Consider the following 15297-nt stretch of genomic DNA (forward strand, 5'->3'; position numbering starts at 1 on the left):
CCAACGCACTTGTCGGTGATCGCCTCTACCCTGGTGGCATGGCATTCGCCACCGAACACCCGGTAGTCGCTCATTCGGAATATCGCCCGGCCGAAGAGGCCGTGGCAGGGCTGGTGCGCGTCGGCGGCCGCTTCGAAGTGGTCAGCCCGCACGACCCTGCCGGCGACCAGCCGGCGGCCATCGACGAGCTGGAGCGCCGGATCAACGCGGGGGAGCGCGACGTGGTGCTGCTCGGCGCCACCGGCACCGGGAAGTCGGCCACCACCGCCTGGCTCATCGAGCGGCTGCAGCGGCCGACCCTGGTGATGGCTCCCAACAAGACGCTGGCCGCCCAGCTGGCCAACGAGCTGCGGGAGATGTTGCCGCACAACGCCGTTGAGTACTTCGTGTCGTACTACGACTACTACCAGCCCGAGGCGTACATCGCGCAGACCGACACCTACATCGAAAAGGACAGCTCCATCAACGACGATGTGGAGCGGCTGCGGCACTCCGCGACGTCGTCGCTGCTGTCGCGCCGCGACGTGGTCGTGGTGGCGTCCGTGTCATGCATCTACGGCCTGGGCACGCCGCAGTCCTACCTGGACCGCTCGGTGGAACTGCAGGTCGGCAACGAGGTGCCCCGGGACGCGCTGCTGCGACTCCTGGTCGACGTCCAGTACACCCGCAACGACCTGTCCTTCACCCGCGGCTCGTTCCGGGTGCGCGGGGACACGGTGGAGATCATCCCGTCCTACGAAGAGCTGGCAGTGCGCATCGAGTTCTTCGGCGACGAGATCGAGGCGCTCTACTACCTGCACCCGCTGACGGGCGACGTGATCCGGCAGGTGGACTCGCTGCGCATCTTCCCGGCCACCCACTACGTGGCCGGCCCCGAGCGGATGGCCCACGCCATCTCGACGATCGAAGAAGAACTGGCCGCCAGGCTGGCCGAGCTGGAGGGCCAGGGGAAGCTGCTCGAGGCGCAGCGGCTGCGGATGCGCACCAACTACGACATCGAGATGATGCGCCAGGTCGGGTTCTGCTCGGGCATCGAGAACTACTCGCGCCACATCGACGCCCGGGGGGCGGGTTCCCCGCCGGCGACCCTGCTCGACTACTTCCCGGAAGACTTCCTGATGGTCATCGACGAGTCGCACGTCACCGTGCCGCAGATCGGCGGCATGTACGAGGGCGACATGTCGCGCAAACGCAACCTGGTCGAGTACGGCTTCCGGTTGCCGTCGGCGTGCGATAACCGCCCGCTGACGTGGGAGGAGTTCGCCGACCGCATCGGGCAGACGGTGTATCTGTCGGCCACCCCGGGCCCCTACGAGCTCAGCCAGTCCGGCGGCGAGTTCGTCGAGCAGGTCATCCGGCCCACCGGCTTGGTGGACCCGAAAGTGGTGGTCAAGCCGACCAAGGGGCAGATCGACGACCTGATCGGCGAGATCCGCAAGCGCACCGACGCCGACCAGCGGGTGCTGGTCACGACGCTCACCAAGAAGATGGCCGAGGACCTCACCGACTACCTGCTCGAAATGGGCATCCGGGTGCGCTATCTGCACTCGGAAGTCGACACGCTGCGCCGAGTGGAGCTGCTGCGTCAGCTGCGGCTCGGTGAGTACGACGTGCTGGTCGGCATCAACCTGCTGCGTGAGGGCCTGGACCTGCCCGAGGTGTCGCTCGTGGCCATCCTCGACGCCGACAAGGAGGGATTCCTGCGGTCCGCGCGCAGCCTGATCCAAACCATCGGCCGCGCCGCCCGCAACGTCTCCGGCGAAGTGCACATGTACGCCGACAGGATCACCGACTCGATGAAGGAGGCCATCGACGAGACCGAACGGCGCCGGGCCAAGCAGGTCGCGTACAACGAGGCCCACGGCATCGACCCGCAGCCGCTGCGCAAGAAGATCGCCGACATCCTCGACCAGGTCTATCGCGAGGCCTCTGATACAGAAGCCAGCGTGGTGGAGATCGGCGGGTCAGGGCGTAACGCGTCCCGGGGCCGGCGCGCGCAGGGCGAACCGGGCCGCGCGGTCAGCGCCGGGGTGTTCGAGGGCCGCGACACGGCCAGCATGCCCCGCGCCGAACTCGCCGACCTGATCAAAGACCTCACCGCGCAGATGATGGCCGCCGCCCGCGACTTGCAGTTCGAGCTGGCCGCGCGGTTCCGGGACGAGATCGCCGACCTCAAAAAGGAACTGCGCGGGATGGACGCCGCCGGGCTGAAATGAGTTTGCTGGCAACCGATCTCCGGCCGGTACCCCCGCGCCACCCCATACGGTAGAGGGGTGACCGACGCGGCGACTATCACCGGCGGCTGGCGAGAGCTGCTGGGCGCGCGGTACCTGAGAACGTCAATCCTGCTGGCCGGCGGGGTGGCGTTGTACGCCACAAACGAGTTCCTGACCACCAGCTTGTTGCCCAACACCATCGCCGAAATCGGCGGCAGCCGGCTCTACGCGTGGGTGACGACGCTGTATCTGGTCGGGTCGGTGGTCGCTGCGACGATGGTCAATCCGCTGCTGCTGCGCATCGGGGCGCGGTCGTCGTATTTGTTCGGACTCGCCGTGTTCGGGATCGCCAGCCTGGTTTGCGGTGCGGCGCCCAACATGCACGTCCTGATTGCCGGGCGGGCGATGCAGGGCGTGGCCGGGGGCCTGCTGGCCGGCCTGGGCTACGCGGTGATCAACTCCGCGCTGCCCCGCTGGTTGTGGACGCGGGGCTCGGCGCTGGTGTCGGCGATGTGGGGAGTCGCGACCGTGGTCGGGCCCACGACGGGCGGGCTGTTCGCGCAGCTCGGGATCTGGCGGTGGGCCTTTGTCGTGATGGCCATCCTGACCGCCTTGATGGCCCTGCTGGTGCCGGTCGCGCTGGCCCGCGTCGCCCCGACGAACGGGATCCCGCGGATGAAGGTGCCGGTGTGGTCGCTGCTGATCATCGGCGTGGCCGCGTTGGCGGTCAGCGTCGCGCAGGTTCCGCGCAACACCGTGGCGACGTACGGGCTGCTCGCGGCCGGCATCGCGCTGGTCGGCCTGTTCGTGATCGTCGACTGGCGCATGCACTCGGCCATCTTGCCGCCCAGCGTGTTCTCTCCGGGACCGTTGAAGTGGATCTACCTCACCATGGGTGTACTGATGGGTGCCGCGATGGTGAACACGTATGTGCCGCTGTTCGGGCAGCGGTTGGCCCATCTGACGCCGATCGCGGCCGGCTTCCTGGGCGCGGCGCTCGCCCTCGGCTGGACGGTCAGCGAAATCGTCAGCGCGTCGCTGGAAAACCCGCGAACGATCGGGCGGGTGGTCATGGTGGCGCCGTTGGTGGCCGCGTCCGGCCTGGCGATGGGTGCCGTGGCCCGGCACGGTGACGCGTCTGCATGGACCGCCGGCCTATGGGCGGTGGCTCTGCTGGTCGCCGGCATCGGCATCGGTATGGCCTGGCCGCACCTGTCGGCCCGCGCGATGGCCTGCGTCAACGACCCGGCCGAGGGCGGCGCCGCCTCGGCGGCGATCAACACCGTCCAGCTGACCTCCGCGGCGATCGGCGGCGGGCTGGCCGGGGTCGTCGTCAACACCGCCACCGGCGGCGAAGCGGTGGCGGCCCACCTGCTGTTCACGGTCTTCACCGCATTGAGCGCCGCCGGGGTGGCGGTGTCGTACGCCGCGACGCGCTCGGTCCGCCAGGCGCGGCCCGTCGTCAACGTCGGCTGAGCCGTCAGCGACTACCGCGTGGACTTGACAACCTGCGAGTAATGGAATTGCCAACGCTCGACAATGTGGAAGCCGAGGTAGCCCGGGAATCGGTATGCCGGGGCGCGCCCGAATGCGCTTCCGGGCGGCAGCGATTGTCCCGATTGATGGTCGGGCAGCGAATTGTCTTTGTTGGTAATGGTCCAGATTGTGGAGCATTTGTTGATTTTGGCCGTCGTCAGCCATACGGCGACGTGGCCGTCCCACAGCGATCCGACCTTGGGGCCGTACACGCCGCGTTCGACGTCGATCAGCGACCGGAAGGCTTCCGGGCGGGTGGCCAGCAACGCCCGGATCGGCCCGGGCTTCCACGGCACGGTGTTGTCCACCATCAGGCAGTCGCCGGGGGCGGCGTGTGAGCTGATCAGGTCGGCGACCTGGCTGTAGTCCCACCCTTCCTTGGCATACGGCCAGCGCTGGATGAACAGATAATTCGGCGTCGCGGCAATGCCGAACAACAGCACCGCGCCGACCACCTGCCACGGCCGGCGGGCGAGCGTGACGATGCAGACGGCCAGGACGATGGCCATCGCGGGCGCGGTGAAGATCAGGTAGCGCGGGTAGTAGATCGGTTCGTTGACGGCCGAATAGATGACGACGAGCGCGGTCGGAATGACCATCCACGCCGCACAGATGGCCAACAACCGGCGCGGGTCGCCGGCCGCGGCCGGCGCGCCGACCAGCCTGGTCACCGCCGCCGCGACGATCACGACCGCGCTCAGCACCGCGAAGGCGACGCTGTGGTCGAAATACTGGCGCAGGATGATGTCGAACGCGTAATGCCAGCTCACGGGATAGATCCAGCCGACCTGCCAGACCTGGCCATGGGCGAACAGCGCGAACGGAATCATGGCCGCGACCGCGACGGCCGAGGTGGCGGCCCACCACAACACCGGAGACTTGCGGGACCCTGCGGGGAGCAGCAGAGGCAGGATCGCGCCGTACACCGGCACCAGCAGGACCAGGTTGACGTTGAGCAGGATCGACAGCGTCAGTCCCAGCGCGTACCAAACCCACCCGCGCCGCCTGTTGCGCCGGGCGGTGGCCACGAACAGCACCGTCAGCCACACGGACGCGGCCGCCACGAAGGCGTACGGACGCGCTTCCATGCCCGCCCACGTGGTGCGGGGCAGGATGGCGAAAATCGCGCCCGCGCACACCGCCGTCGGGCGCGTCGCGAACCGCTTGGTGAACACCGTGACCCCGGCGGCGGCGGCGCCGATTGCGAGGGCGCTGGGGAACCGTGAGAAGAACTCGGTGGGCGGGAACAGTGCGAACCACCCGTGCATCACCAGGTAGTACGCCCCGTGCACGGCGTCGATGCGGCCCAGTAGCCGCCACAGCTCGGGCAACGTCCGGCTCGCCGCGGCCGAGATCGTCGCCCCCTCGTCGAACCACAGCGACGGCCGGCAGGCCCAGGCGGCGCTGACGACGGTGGCGAACAGGGCGATCGCCCACGGGTCGAGCAACCTGCCGCGGGGGCGGGCGGCGACGGGATCGTCGACGATATCCCCGGTATGCGGCTCGAAAATCGGCTCGAGGGTGGGCATGGACATGATGCTTGTTACTTTAGGGCGCGGCCCGTCGAACCGGTCACAAAGAGCTCCCGCCGCATTCTCAGTTCGCGTCCGTATTCGCGAAAGGCAGCGTAATGCAATACTTTCCGCCGTCGCCGACAGCATTTGATTGTTTTGTCATCGGCGATATTGTCGGGTGGCGCAGCCGGCCCCCGCAAATTGCGGGCGCGCCACGTCGCACTGTGTCGCAAATCTTTCTCCTCAGCACCGAGCAAACGCGATACTGTCTTGGGTTGGCTGACCAACCGAAACTGGGAGGGTAAATGGGCGCCTATCGGACTGTGGTGGTAGGAACCGATGGCTCGGACTCGTCAATGCGTGCGGTAGAGAAGGCGGCCCAGATCGCCGGACCGGACGCCAAGCTGATCGTGGCCTCGGCGTACTTGCCCCAACATGAGGACGCCCGGGCCGCCGACGCCCTCCGGGACGAGAGCTACAAGGTTTCGGGCACCGCGCCGATTTACGCCATTCTGCGCGACGCCAGGGACCGCGCCCACGCGGCCGGTGCGAAAAACATCGACGAACGCCCGATCGTGGGCGCGCCGGTCGATGCGCTCGTGCACCTCGCCGAGGAAGAGCAGGCCGATCTGCTCGTGGTCGGCAACGTCGGTCTGAGCACCATCGCCGGCCGGCTGCTGGGATCGGTGCCGGCCAACGTCTCGCGCCGGGCCAAGACCGACGTGTTGATCGTGCACACCACGACGTAGCCGCCCGCCCGGCTGGGGCTACCAGCCTCGCTCGCGCCATTCGCTCAGGTGGGGGCGTTCTGCGCCCAACACCGTGTCGTCGCCGTGGCCGGGGTAGATGACCGTCGAGTCGGCGTACACGTCGAACACCCGGGTGGTGACGTCGTCGAGCAACTGGTCGAAATCGCCGGCCTGCCAGGTCTTGCCGACGCCGCCCGGAAACAGGCAGTCGCCGGTGAACAACTGGGTGGTCCCGCCGGTCGCGGGCCCGTCCAGGGCCAGTGCGATCGATCCGGGGGTGTGCCCCCGCAGGTGGATGACGTCGAAGCTCAGCTCGCCGATCTGCACGGTGTCACCACCGGCCAGCAAACGGTCCGGTTTGACCGGCAGGGCATCGGCGTCGATCTCGTTCGCGGCGGTCGGCGCCCCGGTCGCGGTCGCCACGGCCTCCAGCGCCTGCCAGTGATCGAAGTGCTGATGGCTGGTCACGATCAGCGACACCTTCGGTGCGTTCTGCCGGATCAGGCCGATCAGGTCGTCGGCGTCGTTGGCGGCGTCGATGAGCAGTGTTTCGCCGGTGGCGGAACACGTCACCAGATACGCGTTGTTGTCCATGGGGCCTACCGACGCCTTTATGATCGTGGCGCCGGGCAGGGTCCGGCGGGCCGCGGTACCAGGGTCGACGTGTCCCGTGTAGTTGTCGACAAGCTTGTCAGTGGGGCCGTCCTGGGCTGTCATAGCGGCCACGTTACTGGTCACACGCTGCTTGTCGGTATGGGCACATAGCATGGAATGCGCCGTGCGCAACTCCGACCCGGGATCGGCGTTGCGGCAACGAAGAAGTAGCAGACAGTTCCTGAGAGGGGCAGCGTTGGCTGACCGTCTGATCATCAAGGGCGCCCGCGAGCACAACCTGCGCGGCGTCGACCTCGACCTGCCCCGCGACGCGCTGATCGTCTTCACCGGGCTGTCGGGTTCGGGCAAATCGTCGCTGGCCTTCGACACGATTTTCGCCGAGGGGCAGCGGCGCTACGTGGAGTCGCTGTCGGCCTACGCCCGCCAGTTCCTCGGGCAGATGGACAAGCCGGACGTGGACTTCATCGAGGGGCTTTCCCCGGCGGTGTCGATCGACCAGAAATCCACCAACCGCAACCCGAGATCGACGGTCGGCACGATCACCGAGGTCTACGACTACCTGCGGTTGCTCTACGCCCGCGCCGGCACCCCGCACTGCCCGGTGTGTGGTGAGCGGATCGCCCGCCAGACACCCCAGCAAATCGTCGATCAGGTGCTGGTGATGCCCGAAGGCACCCGATTCCTGGTGCTCGCCCCGGTGGTGCGCACCCGCAAGGGCGAGTTCGCCGACCTCTTCGAGAAGCTCAACGCCCAGGGCTACAGCCGGGTCCGCGTCGACGGTGTCGTGCATTCGTTGACCGATCCGCCGAAGCTGAAGAAGCAGGAGAAGCACGACATCGAGGTGGTGGTGGACCGCCTCACCGTGAAGGCCAGCGCCAAGCAGCGCCTCACCGACTCGGTGGAGACCGCGCTGAACCTGGCCGACGGCATCGTGGTGCTGGAGTTTGTCGACCACGAGCATGACGCCCACAACCGCGAGCAGCGGTTCTCCGAGAAGCTGGCCTGTCCGAACGGGCACGCGCTGGCGGTCGACGACCTGGAACCCCGGTCGTTCTCGTTCAACTCGCCGTACGGCGCCTGCCCCGAGTGCAGCGGTCTGGGCATCCGCAAGGAGGTCGATCCCGACCTGGTGGTGCCCGACCCCGAGCGCACGCTGGCCGAGGGCGCGGTGGCGCCGTGGTCGACGGGCCATACCGGGGAGTACTTCACCCGGATGATGGCCGGGCTCGGTGACGAGCTGGGCTTCGACGTCGACACCCCGTGGCGCAAACTGCCGGCCAAGGCCCGCAAGGCGATCCTCGAGGGATCCGACCATCAGGTGCATGTGCGCTACCGCAATCGGTACGGCCGGACCCGGTCGTACTACGCCGATTTCGAGGGCGTGCTGGCGTTTTTGCAGCGCAAGATGGCGCAGACCGAGTCCGAGCAGATGAAGGAACGCTACGAGGGCTTCATGCGTGACGTACCCTGCCCGGTCTGCGAGGGCACCCGGCTCAAGCCGGAGATCCTGGCGGTGTCGTTGAGCGCCGGCAATCGCGGCAAGAAGTCCATCGCCGAGGTCTGTGAGCTGTCGATCTCCGATTGCGCCGACTTCCTCAACACCCTCACCCTGGGGCCGCGCGAGCAGGCGATCGCGGGGCAGGTGCTCAAGGAAATCCAGTCGCGGCTGGGCTTTTTGCTCGACGTCGGGCTGGAATACCTGTCGCTGTCGCGCGCGGCGGCCACGCTGTCCGGCGGTGAGGCGCAACGCATTCGGCTCGCCACCCAGATCGGGTCCGGTCTGGTGGGCGTGCTCTACGTGCTCGACGAGCCGTCCATCGGGCTGCATCAACGTGACAACCGCCGGCTCATCGAAACACTCACTCGCCTAAGGGGTTTGGGCAACACGCTGATCGTGGTCGAACATGACGAGGACACCATCGCGCACGCCGACTGGATCGTGGACATCGGCCCGCGGGCCGGTGAGCACGGCGGCCAGATCGTGCACAGCGGCACCTACGCCGAACTGCTGGCCAACAAGGACTCGATCACCGGCGCCTACCTGTCGGGCAAGGAGAGCATCGAGATGCCGGCGATCCGGCGTCCCGTCGACCGGCGCCGGCAGCTCACCGTCGTCGGCGCCCGTGAGCACAACCTGCGCGGCATCGACGTGTCGTTCCCGCTCGGCGTGCTCACGTCGGTGACCGGCGTGTCCGGTTCGGGCAAGTCGACTCTGGTCAACGACATCCTCGCGGCGGTGCTCGCCAACCGGCTCAACGGCGCCCGGCAGGTCCCCGGTCGTCACACCCGGGTCACCGGGCTGGACCACCTGGACAAGCTGGTGCGGGTTGATCAGTCGCCGATCGGGCGCACGCCGCGGTCCAATCCGGCCACCTACACCGGCGTGTTCGACAAGATCCGCACCCTGTTCGCCGCCACCACCGAGGCCAAGGTCCGTGGCTACCAGCCGGGCCGGTTCTCGTTCAACGTCAAGGGCGGCCGCTGCGAAGCGTGCACGGGTGACGGCACCATCAAGATCGAGATGAACTTTTTGCCCGACGTGTATGTGCCGTGCGAGGTGTGTCATGGCGCCCGCTACAACCGGGAAACCCTCGAGGTGCACTACAAGGGCAAAACCATCTCCGAGGTGCTGGACATGTCCATCGAGGAGGCGGCGGAGTTCTTCGAGCCGATCACCGGCATCCACCGGTATCTGCGCACCCTGGTCGACGTCGGCCTCGGTTATGTGCGGCTCGGCCAGCCGGCGCCGACGCTGTCCGGCGGCGAGGCGCAGCGCGTCAAACTGGCCGCGGAACTGCAGAAGCGCTCCACCGGACGCACCGTCTACATCCTCGACGAGCCCACCACGGGTCTGCATTTCGATGACATCCGCAAGCTGCTCAAGGTCATCAACGGCCTTGTCGACAAAGGCAATACGGTCATCGTCATCGAACACAACCTGGATGTCATCAAGACCTCGGACTGGATCGTCGACATGGGTCCCGAAGGCGGCGCCGAGGGCGGAACCGTTGTCGCGGAAGGCACTCCGGAGGACGTCGCGGCGGTGCCGGAGAGCTACACCGGGAAGTTCCTCGCCGAGGTCATCGGGCGTAGCGCGCCGCCGGCCAGCGCTGCTCCACGGCGATCGACCCGGCGCCGTAAGGCCACCGCCTGAGCCAGCTTTCGCGATCGGCTCCGGGCTATGCGAACCTCAGTCGAACCCCGTGATCCTGCCGGCGTCGCAAAACCCGAGTAGCGTTGTCGGGCAAGATATCTGGCAGGGCCTGAAAGATGGGCACGTGCCCCGCGCCGCTCACGTATCGTCGCCGTGCCGCATCGACTCGCGGATCTGGGCCAGCCGCTCGGCCGCGGCGCGCCGGCGTTCGTCGTACTCTTCGGCGACCGCCTGGCCCTCGGGTGTCTCCGCATCGAGTTCGGCGGATCCCTGTGCCGTCGCATACCGGGCCTCGATCTTGTCGCGTACGGACTCGAACGTCGGTACACCGGCGTTGTCGTATCCGGCATCGGGGGCGCCGTCAGTGGCCGGTTCGTCGGGCATGCCGCCACGCTACTGCGTACGGCGAGTCAAATAGGCAACGTCCGTTGTCAGTTCTAGGCGCCGCATCCGCCGTGCCGAGATTGCGGCGGATTGGTCGCTGCGCGTGGCATTTCCCGTGCTCTAGCCCGGACCGGCGGTAACCGTAAATGACCAGCGGTCGTTGGTTACTGAACAGTAGCCGTCGCATTCGCCAAATCCCATGCGCCGCTGACCAAACGCGCGTTACAACTTTTTGCCCGCGCTGCGCGCTCACTAATTAGCTATTTGTGCCACAATCACCTTGGTTATTTGTCGCGAGTCGAATTGCGAAACGATTCAAGACGCGTTCAAGAAATAGCTCGGATCGCACGGTTAATAGGTGGAGGCAAACCCATGGAAGCGGCTCAGCTCGAAACAAGAGTGTTTGATGCCCCGCGGTCGGACGTTGTGTCCGGCTGGCGCGATCACGCGACGGGATGTTGGGTCGTCGCGTCCACGCCGAGGGCGGAGCCCGATCTGTGGAATCAATACCTCGAGGGTGCGCTGCAGAGCTATCGCAGGCACGGGTTGGACTGGGTGCTCGACGTGGACGCGATTCAGGACGGCGACGACACGGCGCTGTTCTTCGCCGCGCTGGACCCGCAGGGGCGCGTCGTCGGCGGTACGCGCGTCGTGGGGCCCCTGCGCTCGCCCGAGGATTCCCACGCTCTGGTGGAGTGGAAAGACAGCCCGGGCCTTTCCCTGTTGCGGCAGATGATCGCCAACCGGCTTCCCTTTGGCGTCGTCGAGGTGAAAAGCGCCTGGGCCAATTCCCGCGAATACGGCAATCAGTCACTTTCCCGGGTATTGGCCCGCACCGCGCTGCCGACGATGACGCTGCTGGGTGCCCAATTCGTGATGGCTACCGCGGCGGCCCACGTGCTGGAGCAGTGGCAATCCTCCGGAGGTGTGGTGGCCACCCGCTTACCCGCGGCGGCCTATCCCAATGAGAACTACCGAACCAAAGTGATGTGGTGGGATCACCGCACCCTTTCCACCCATGCCGAGCCGGGACAATTCAAGCTGATGTGCGCCGAGAACGCCGAAATCCTCAGCCGCTTTTCGGCATTAGAAGAAATCACGTGTTGAGGTCAGAGTCCCGGTTGCCCGCGAAAGTATTCTAGGGTCGAGTCGTGTCCATCGATGAGCCCCTCCGTGACGTCGCCACGTTGCCCTTGGCCCCGAAAAATCCGCTTCCGTATCGCGAACGACTAAATGCCATCAGGGAATTCCATACCGGTACGAACAAACTTCGCGATGCCGGTGGGCCAGTCACCCGGGTGACTTTGGGGCCCAGCTGGCTGATCCCGCCAATCGTTTTGGCGACATCCCCGCAAGGCATCCGCGACATCCTCAGCGTAAGAGACGGTTCGGTCGACAAGACCAGCACGGTGGCCACCGAGCTTCGCCGGCTATTGGGCGGAAACCTGTTCGTCTTGCCGCACGCCGAGTGGCTGCCGCGGCGACGCACCCTGCAACCGGTATTCACCCGACAGCGCGTCCGTCAGTTCGGTGGACACATGGCCGAGGCCGCCGAGATCGTATGCGCCAAGTGGCGCGAGGGTTCCGAGATCGACCTGGATGCGCAGTGCCGCACGCTGACATTGCGGGCGCTGGGCCGCTCGGTGTTGGGCTTGGATCTCGATGAGCGCTCCGACGCGATCGCCGAGCCGCTGCGCGTGGCGACGAGTTACGCGGTGAGGCGTGCGCTGCGGCCGCTGCGCGCACCCGAGTGGATGCCCACGCCGGCGCGGCGGCGTGCCCGCGCCGCCGCCGGAGCGATTCGCGAGCTGGCTGACGAGATTCTGCAAGCGTGCCGTGCCGATGCCGGCAGGGAGGCTCCGCTGGTACACGCGCTGATCGCGGCCACCGATCCGGAAACTGGGAAAGCGTTGTCGGACGACGAGATCCGCGATGAGATGATTATCTTTTTGTTCGCCGGTCACGACACCACGGCCACGACCCTGACCTACGCGCTGTGGGCACTGGGCCGCCATCCCGACCTGCAGGAGCGCGTCGCCGCGGAAGCCGCCGCGCTCGGCGACCGCCAACTGACTCCCGACGACGTTGCGAGGCTGGGCTTTACGGTCAAGGTACTGCAGGAGGCGCTGCGGCTGTGTCCGCCGGGGCCAACCGGAACCCGCATGGCGACCCGGGATGTCGAAGTCGCCGGCTACCGCGTCAAAGCCGGCACCATGCTGGCGTTCGGACGAATGGCGGTACAAACCGATCCGGACTTGTGGGATGACACGCAGCGGTTCGATCCGGACCGATTCAGTCACCGAGGTGCCGACAGTCGTGACCGTTGGCAGTACGTCCCGTTCGGGGGCGGGCCTCGCTCATGCATCGGTGACCACTTCGCAATGCTCGAGGCGACACTCGCGTTGGCGACCATCGTTCGCCGTGTCGAAATCGAGTCCCTGTCGGGCGATTTCCCGCTGGCTGTCCCCTTCACCATGGTCGCGGCGGCTCCGATCCGGGCCATGGTACGACTGCGTCATTGACCTTTCCGCTGTCTCCCTCCGCGCCGCGACGGGCCTGGTATGCACCGTGGGGCAGGGGTCGCGGGCGGGGATGCCGCCGCGGATGCCATCATTGCGGCCATGGCTTCTCGACACGCGCGATTTCGGTTCTTCTACCGGGTCGGCTTCACGCCGTGGGAAGGTCATCCGATCGGGCTGGGCCTGCGGAACCTGATCGAGGGATCCGGCGAGAGCGCGGCGCTGCCCACAGGATCGGCCCTCGACGTGGGATGCGGCACCGGGGATTGCGCCATCTATCTCGCCCAGCACGGCTGGAACGTCACCGCAGTCGACTATGTCGCCAAGCCGCTCGAAAAGGCGCGCGCCAAGGCTCGCGCCGCAGGTGTTTCCGTCGATTTTTCCCGCGCCGACGTCACGCAGTTGAGTCAGTCCGGGATCGGGACGGGCTTCCACTTGATCGTCGACAACGGGTGTATCCACAACATGAGCGGCAGTGATCGTGAGGCCTACGTTCGGGAAGTCAGCGCCGTCGCGGCACCCGACGCGCGGCTGTACATCGTCGCGTTTCCTCCTGGAGGTCGGTTCGGCGTGCCGGGCATCGATCACGCCGAGATCGAGCGACGATTCGCGTCCGGCTGGACGCTGTTGTCCACGGGAGACGAGCGGCAGCTCGACGACAAGACCCCGACGTATTACTACTTGTTTCAGCGAAGCCCCTGAGCGCCGATCGGCGGCGGGGCTCCGCGTGGCGAGGCTCTCGATCGCGTTCTGCCTTCCCGTCTATCCTGTGTCGGAGAAGTTCATCGGTATGACGCGTTTGGCGAGGAGCGATTCCATTGCCGCGCCGTCTAGCGGACGGGACAGCAGAAAGCCTTGTGCGCGATGGCAACCCAGGGCGAGCAGCGTCTTTGCCGCAGCCACGGTCTCGACGCCTTCGGCGATGACGTCGAGACCGAAGGCGTCGGCCAGGGCCATCGTCGAGCGCACGATGGCCAGGTCACCGGGGTTGGTATCTACGGTGCCGACAAAACCCTTGTCGATCTTGAGGGCGTCGACGGGAAGGGATTTCAGATACGTCAGCACACTGTAGCCGGTGCCGAAGTCATCGATGGCGATTTGGACGCCGACGTCCTTCAATCCGAACAGCGTTTTGCGCGTGGCGTCGATATCTTGGACGACAACACTTTCGGTGATCTCCAGACATATGGTGCTGGGATCGAGACCAAACTCGTCGAGGGTGGCAGCGACGGTGTCGACGATGCCGTCTGTGACGAGCTGCACCGGCGATACGTTGATGCGCAGCACTGCGCCGCGTCCGACGCCGCGTGATTGCCAGAGGCCGAACTGCGCGCATGCCGAACGCATGACGAGACGACCGAGTTTGGCGCCCAGGTTGATCGATTCCACAACCTGGATGAACGAATCTGGCATCAGCAACCCAAGAGTTGGGTGTTGCCAACGGATCAGCGCCTCGGCGCCGAGGACGTCACCGGTCCGCATATCGAACTCCGGGAGGTAATGGAGCACCAAGGCGCCACCACCGCTCTCGATCATCCCTTCCAGGTGCACTTCGATGTCGTTGCGAATCATTTCTCTGGTAGACATCTCCGGACTGAAAGTTGCGATCTTGTTACCGCCGGAACTCTTGGCCGACCGGGTAGCCAAATCGACCCGGCGAAGCAGGTCCGACGTGCTCTCGTGTCCGGGTCGGCCCGCTGCGAAGCCGATACTTACGGTGCGACTAAGCATCTCACCGTCGATCGCGACTTGTCGATGAACCCGCTTGTACAGCGACTCGGCGAACGCTTCGGAAGCCCCAACGTCCATGGCTGCGGTTGGCACGACGACGAACTCGTCACCACCGAAGCGGGCGATGACCGAGGGAACACCGTTGGTGGCCTCGCGTAACGACGCGGCGAAAGCCTCGATGAACCTGTCCCCGGCGTTTTGACCGAGGCGATCATTGATGACCTTGAAGCGGTCCAGGGCGAGGAACACGAGCGACACCGGGCCCGGCTCTCCCTCAGCCAGCCGCTTATCGAGGTATGCGATGAGCGCCCTGCGGTTCAGCAGCCCGGTGAGTTCATCGTGCTCAGCCAGGTAGTGGATCTGTTCTTCGGCGACCACCCGGGCCTGCAGCTGCGCGAAGAGCGCGGCGATCGCCTGCAGTGCGTTGAGCTCTTCCGGTAGCCATTCGCGGTCTCCGACCTTGCCGAAGGCCAGCGTCCCGGTTGTCACGTCGCCAGACAGCAACGGTACGGCGGCCAGCGAGACAGCACCCCACCCGGTGCCCTCGTCGATATTGCGTTGGTAGTCGGCGTTGGCCGGCGCGGGACGCACGACTTGGGGCACTTTGAGATGTTCGGCCTGCGCAAAGACCGAGTCGGCGTCGGCGAAATGGACGACACCGATCGGGTCGGGATCGGCGTTGCGGGGCGGCCACTCCGCAACGAGCACCGTGGCGTGGATCGTGTGATCGTTGCGGCGCAGGAAGCTGAAGTCCACGCCCAATTCGTGGACCAACTTACCGAGTACCCCTTGACTGATCGCGCCGGAGTCAGCCGCGGTGGCCGCCATCAACTCTGCGGCAGCACCGGTGACCAGGTAGTCCAACGTGCCCGACATCGC

Annotated in this window: 11 protein-coding genes; 7 read left to right on the plus strand and 4 right to left on the minus strand. The window is 66.4% G+C overall.

Annotated elements, in window-relative coordinates; all coding sequences use genetic code 11:
- The first annotated feature begins 38 nt into the window (after nucleotides 1–38).
- Both uvrB and A5775_RS23350 read left to right on the plus strand, forming a co-directional pair.
- Entirely contained in the window at nucleotides 39–2216 is a 2178-nt protein-coding gene (gene uvrB / locus A5775_RS23345; RefSeq protein WP_067257873.1) for an excinuclease ABC subunit UvrB, read from the plus strand.
- Nucleotides 2217–2273: 57 nt separating this feature from the next.
- Nucleotides 2274–3692, plus strand: coding sequence for an MFS transporter (locus tag A5775_RS23350; RefSeq protein WP_067257878.1), 1419 nt, complete (start codon nucleotides 2274–2276; stop codon nucleotides 3690–3692).
- Between the two features lie 11 nt (nucleotides 3693–3703).
- On the opposite strand, the gene A5775_RS23355 is transcribed toward A5775_RS23350, so the two are convergent.
- Complete coding sequence (locus tag A5775_RS23355) at nucleotides 3704–5287, minus strand: glycosyltransferase family 39 protein (RefSeq protein WP_067257880.1); 1584 nt, start codon at nucleotides 5285–5287, stop codon at nucleotides 3704–3706.
- 284 nt (nucleotides 5288–5571) lie between these two features.
- On the opposite strand from A5775_RS23355, the gene A5775_RS23360 reads away from it, so the two are divergent.
- Complete coding sequence (locus A5775_RS23360) at nucleotides 5572–6015, plus strand: universal stress protein (protein WP_067257883.1); 444 nt, start codon at nucleotides 5572–5574, stop codon at nucleotides 6013–6015.
- Between the two features lie 18 nt (nucleotides 6016–6033).
- Here A5775_RS23360 and A5775_RS23365 read toward each other — a convergent pair whose 3' ends face one another.
- A complete protein-coding gene (locus tag A5775_RS23365) occupies nucleotides 6034–6732 on the minus strand; it encodes an MBL fold metallo-hydrolase (RefSeq protein WP_067257884.1) in 699 nt (232 codons plus the stop codon).
- Between the two features lie 133 nt (nucleotides 6733–6865).
- Here A5775_RS23365 and uvrA point away from each other — a divergent pair, with 133 nt between their 5' ends.
- Entirely contained in the window at nucleotides 6866–9784 is a 2919-nt protein-coding gene (gene uvrA, locus A5775_RS23370) for an excinuclease ABC subunit UvrA (RefSeq protein WP_067257888.1), read from the plus strand.
- A gap of 138 nt (nucleotides 9785–9922) precedes the next feature.
- Here uvrA and A5775_RS23375 read toward each other — a convergent pair whose 3' ends face one another.
- On the minus strand, nucleotides 9923–10168 hold the full coding sequence (locus A5775_RS23375; RefSeq protein WP_067257891.1) for a hypothetical protein: 246 nt from the start codon (nucleotides 10166–10168) through the stop codon (nucleotides 9923–9925).
- Nucleotides 10169–10540: 372 nt separating this feature from the next.
- Between A5775_RS23375 and A5775_RS23380 the strand changes: the two genes are divergently transcribed.
- The 3 genes from A5775_RS23380 to A5775_RS23390 all read left to right on the plus strand — a co-directional run bounded on the left by A5775_RS23380 (nucleotide 10541) and on the right by A5775_RS23390 (nucleotide 13389).
- A complete protein-coding gene (locus A5775_RS23380; protein ID WP_067257894.1) occupies nucleotides 10541–11275 on the plus strand; it encodes a hypothetical protein in 735 nt (244 codons plus the stop codon).
- 44 nt (nucleotides 11276–11319) lie between these two features.
- Complete coding sequence (locus A5775_RS23385) at nucleotides 11320–12690, plus strand: cytochrome P450 (RefSeq protein ID WP_067257898.1); 1371 nt, start codon at nucleotides 11320–11322, stop codon at nucleotides 12688–12690.
- Between the two features lie 99 nt (nucleotides 12691–12789).
- On the plus strand, nucleotides 12790–13389 hold the full coding sequence (locus tag A5775_RS23390; RefSeq protein ID WP_067258031.1) for a bifunctional 2-polyprenyl-6-hydroxyphenol methylase/3-demethylubiquinol 3-O-methyltransferase UbiG: 600 nt from the start codon (nucleotides 12790–12792) through the stop codon (nucleotides 13387–13389).
- Between the two features lie 60 nt (nucleotides 13390–13449).
- Here A5775_RS23390 and A5775_RS23395 read toward each other — a convergent pair whose 3' ends face one another.
- Complete coding sequence (locus A5775_RS23395; protein ID WP_067257901.1) at nucleotides 13450–15294, minus strand: bifunctional diguanylate cyclase/phosphodiesterase; 1845 nt, start codon at nucleotides 15292–15294, stop codon at nucleotides 13450–13452.
- Nucleotides 15295–15297: the final 3 nt, after the last annotated feature.

Origin of the sequence: Mycobacterium sp. 852002-10029_SCH5224772 (assembly GCF_001667315.1) — a bacterium.
Classification (GTDB): domain Bacteria; phylum Actinomycetota; class Actinomycetes; order Mycobacteriales; family Mycobacteriaceae; genus Mycobacterium.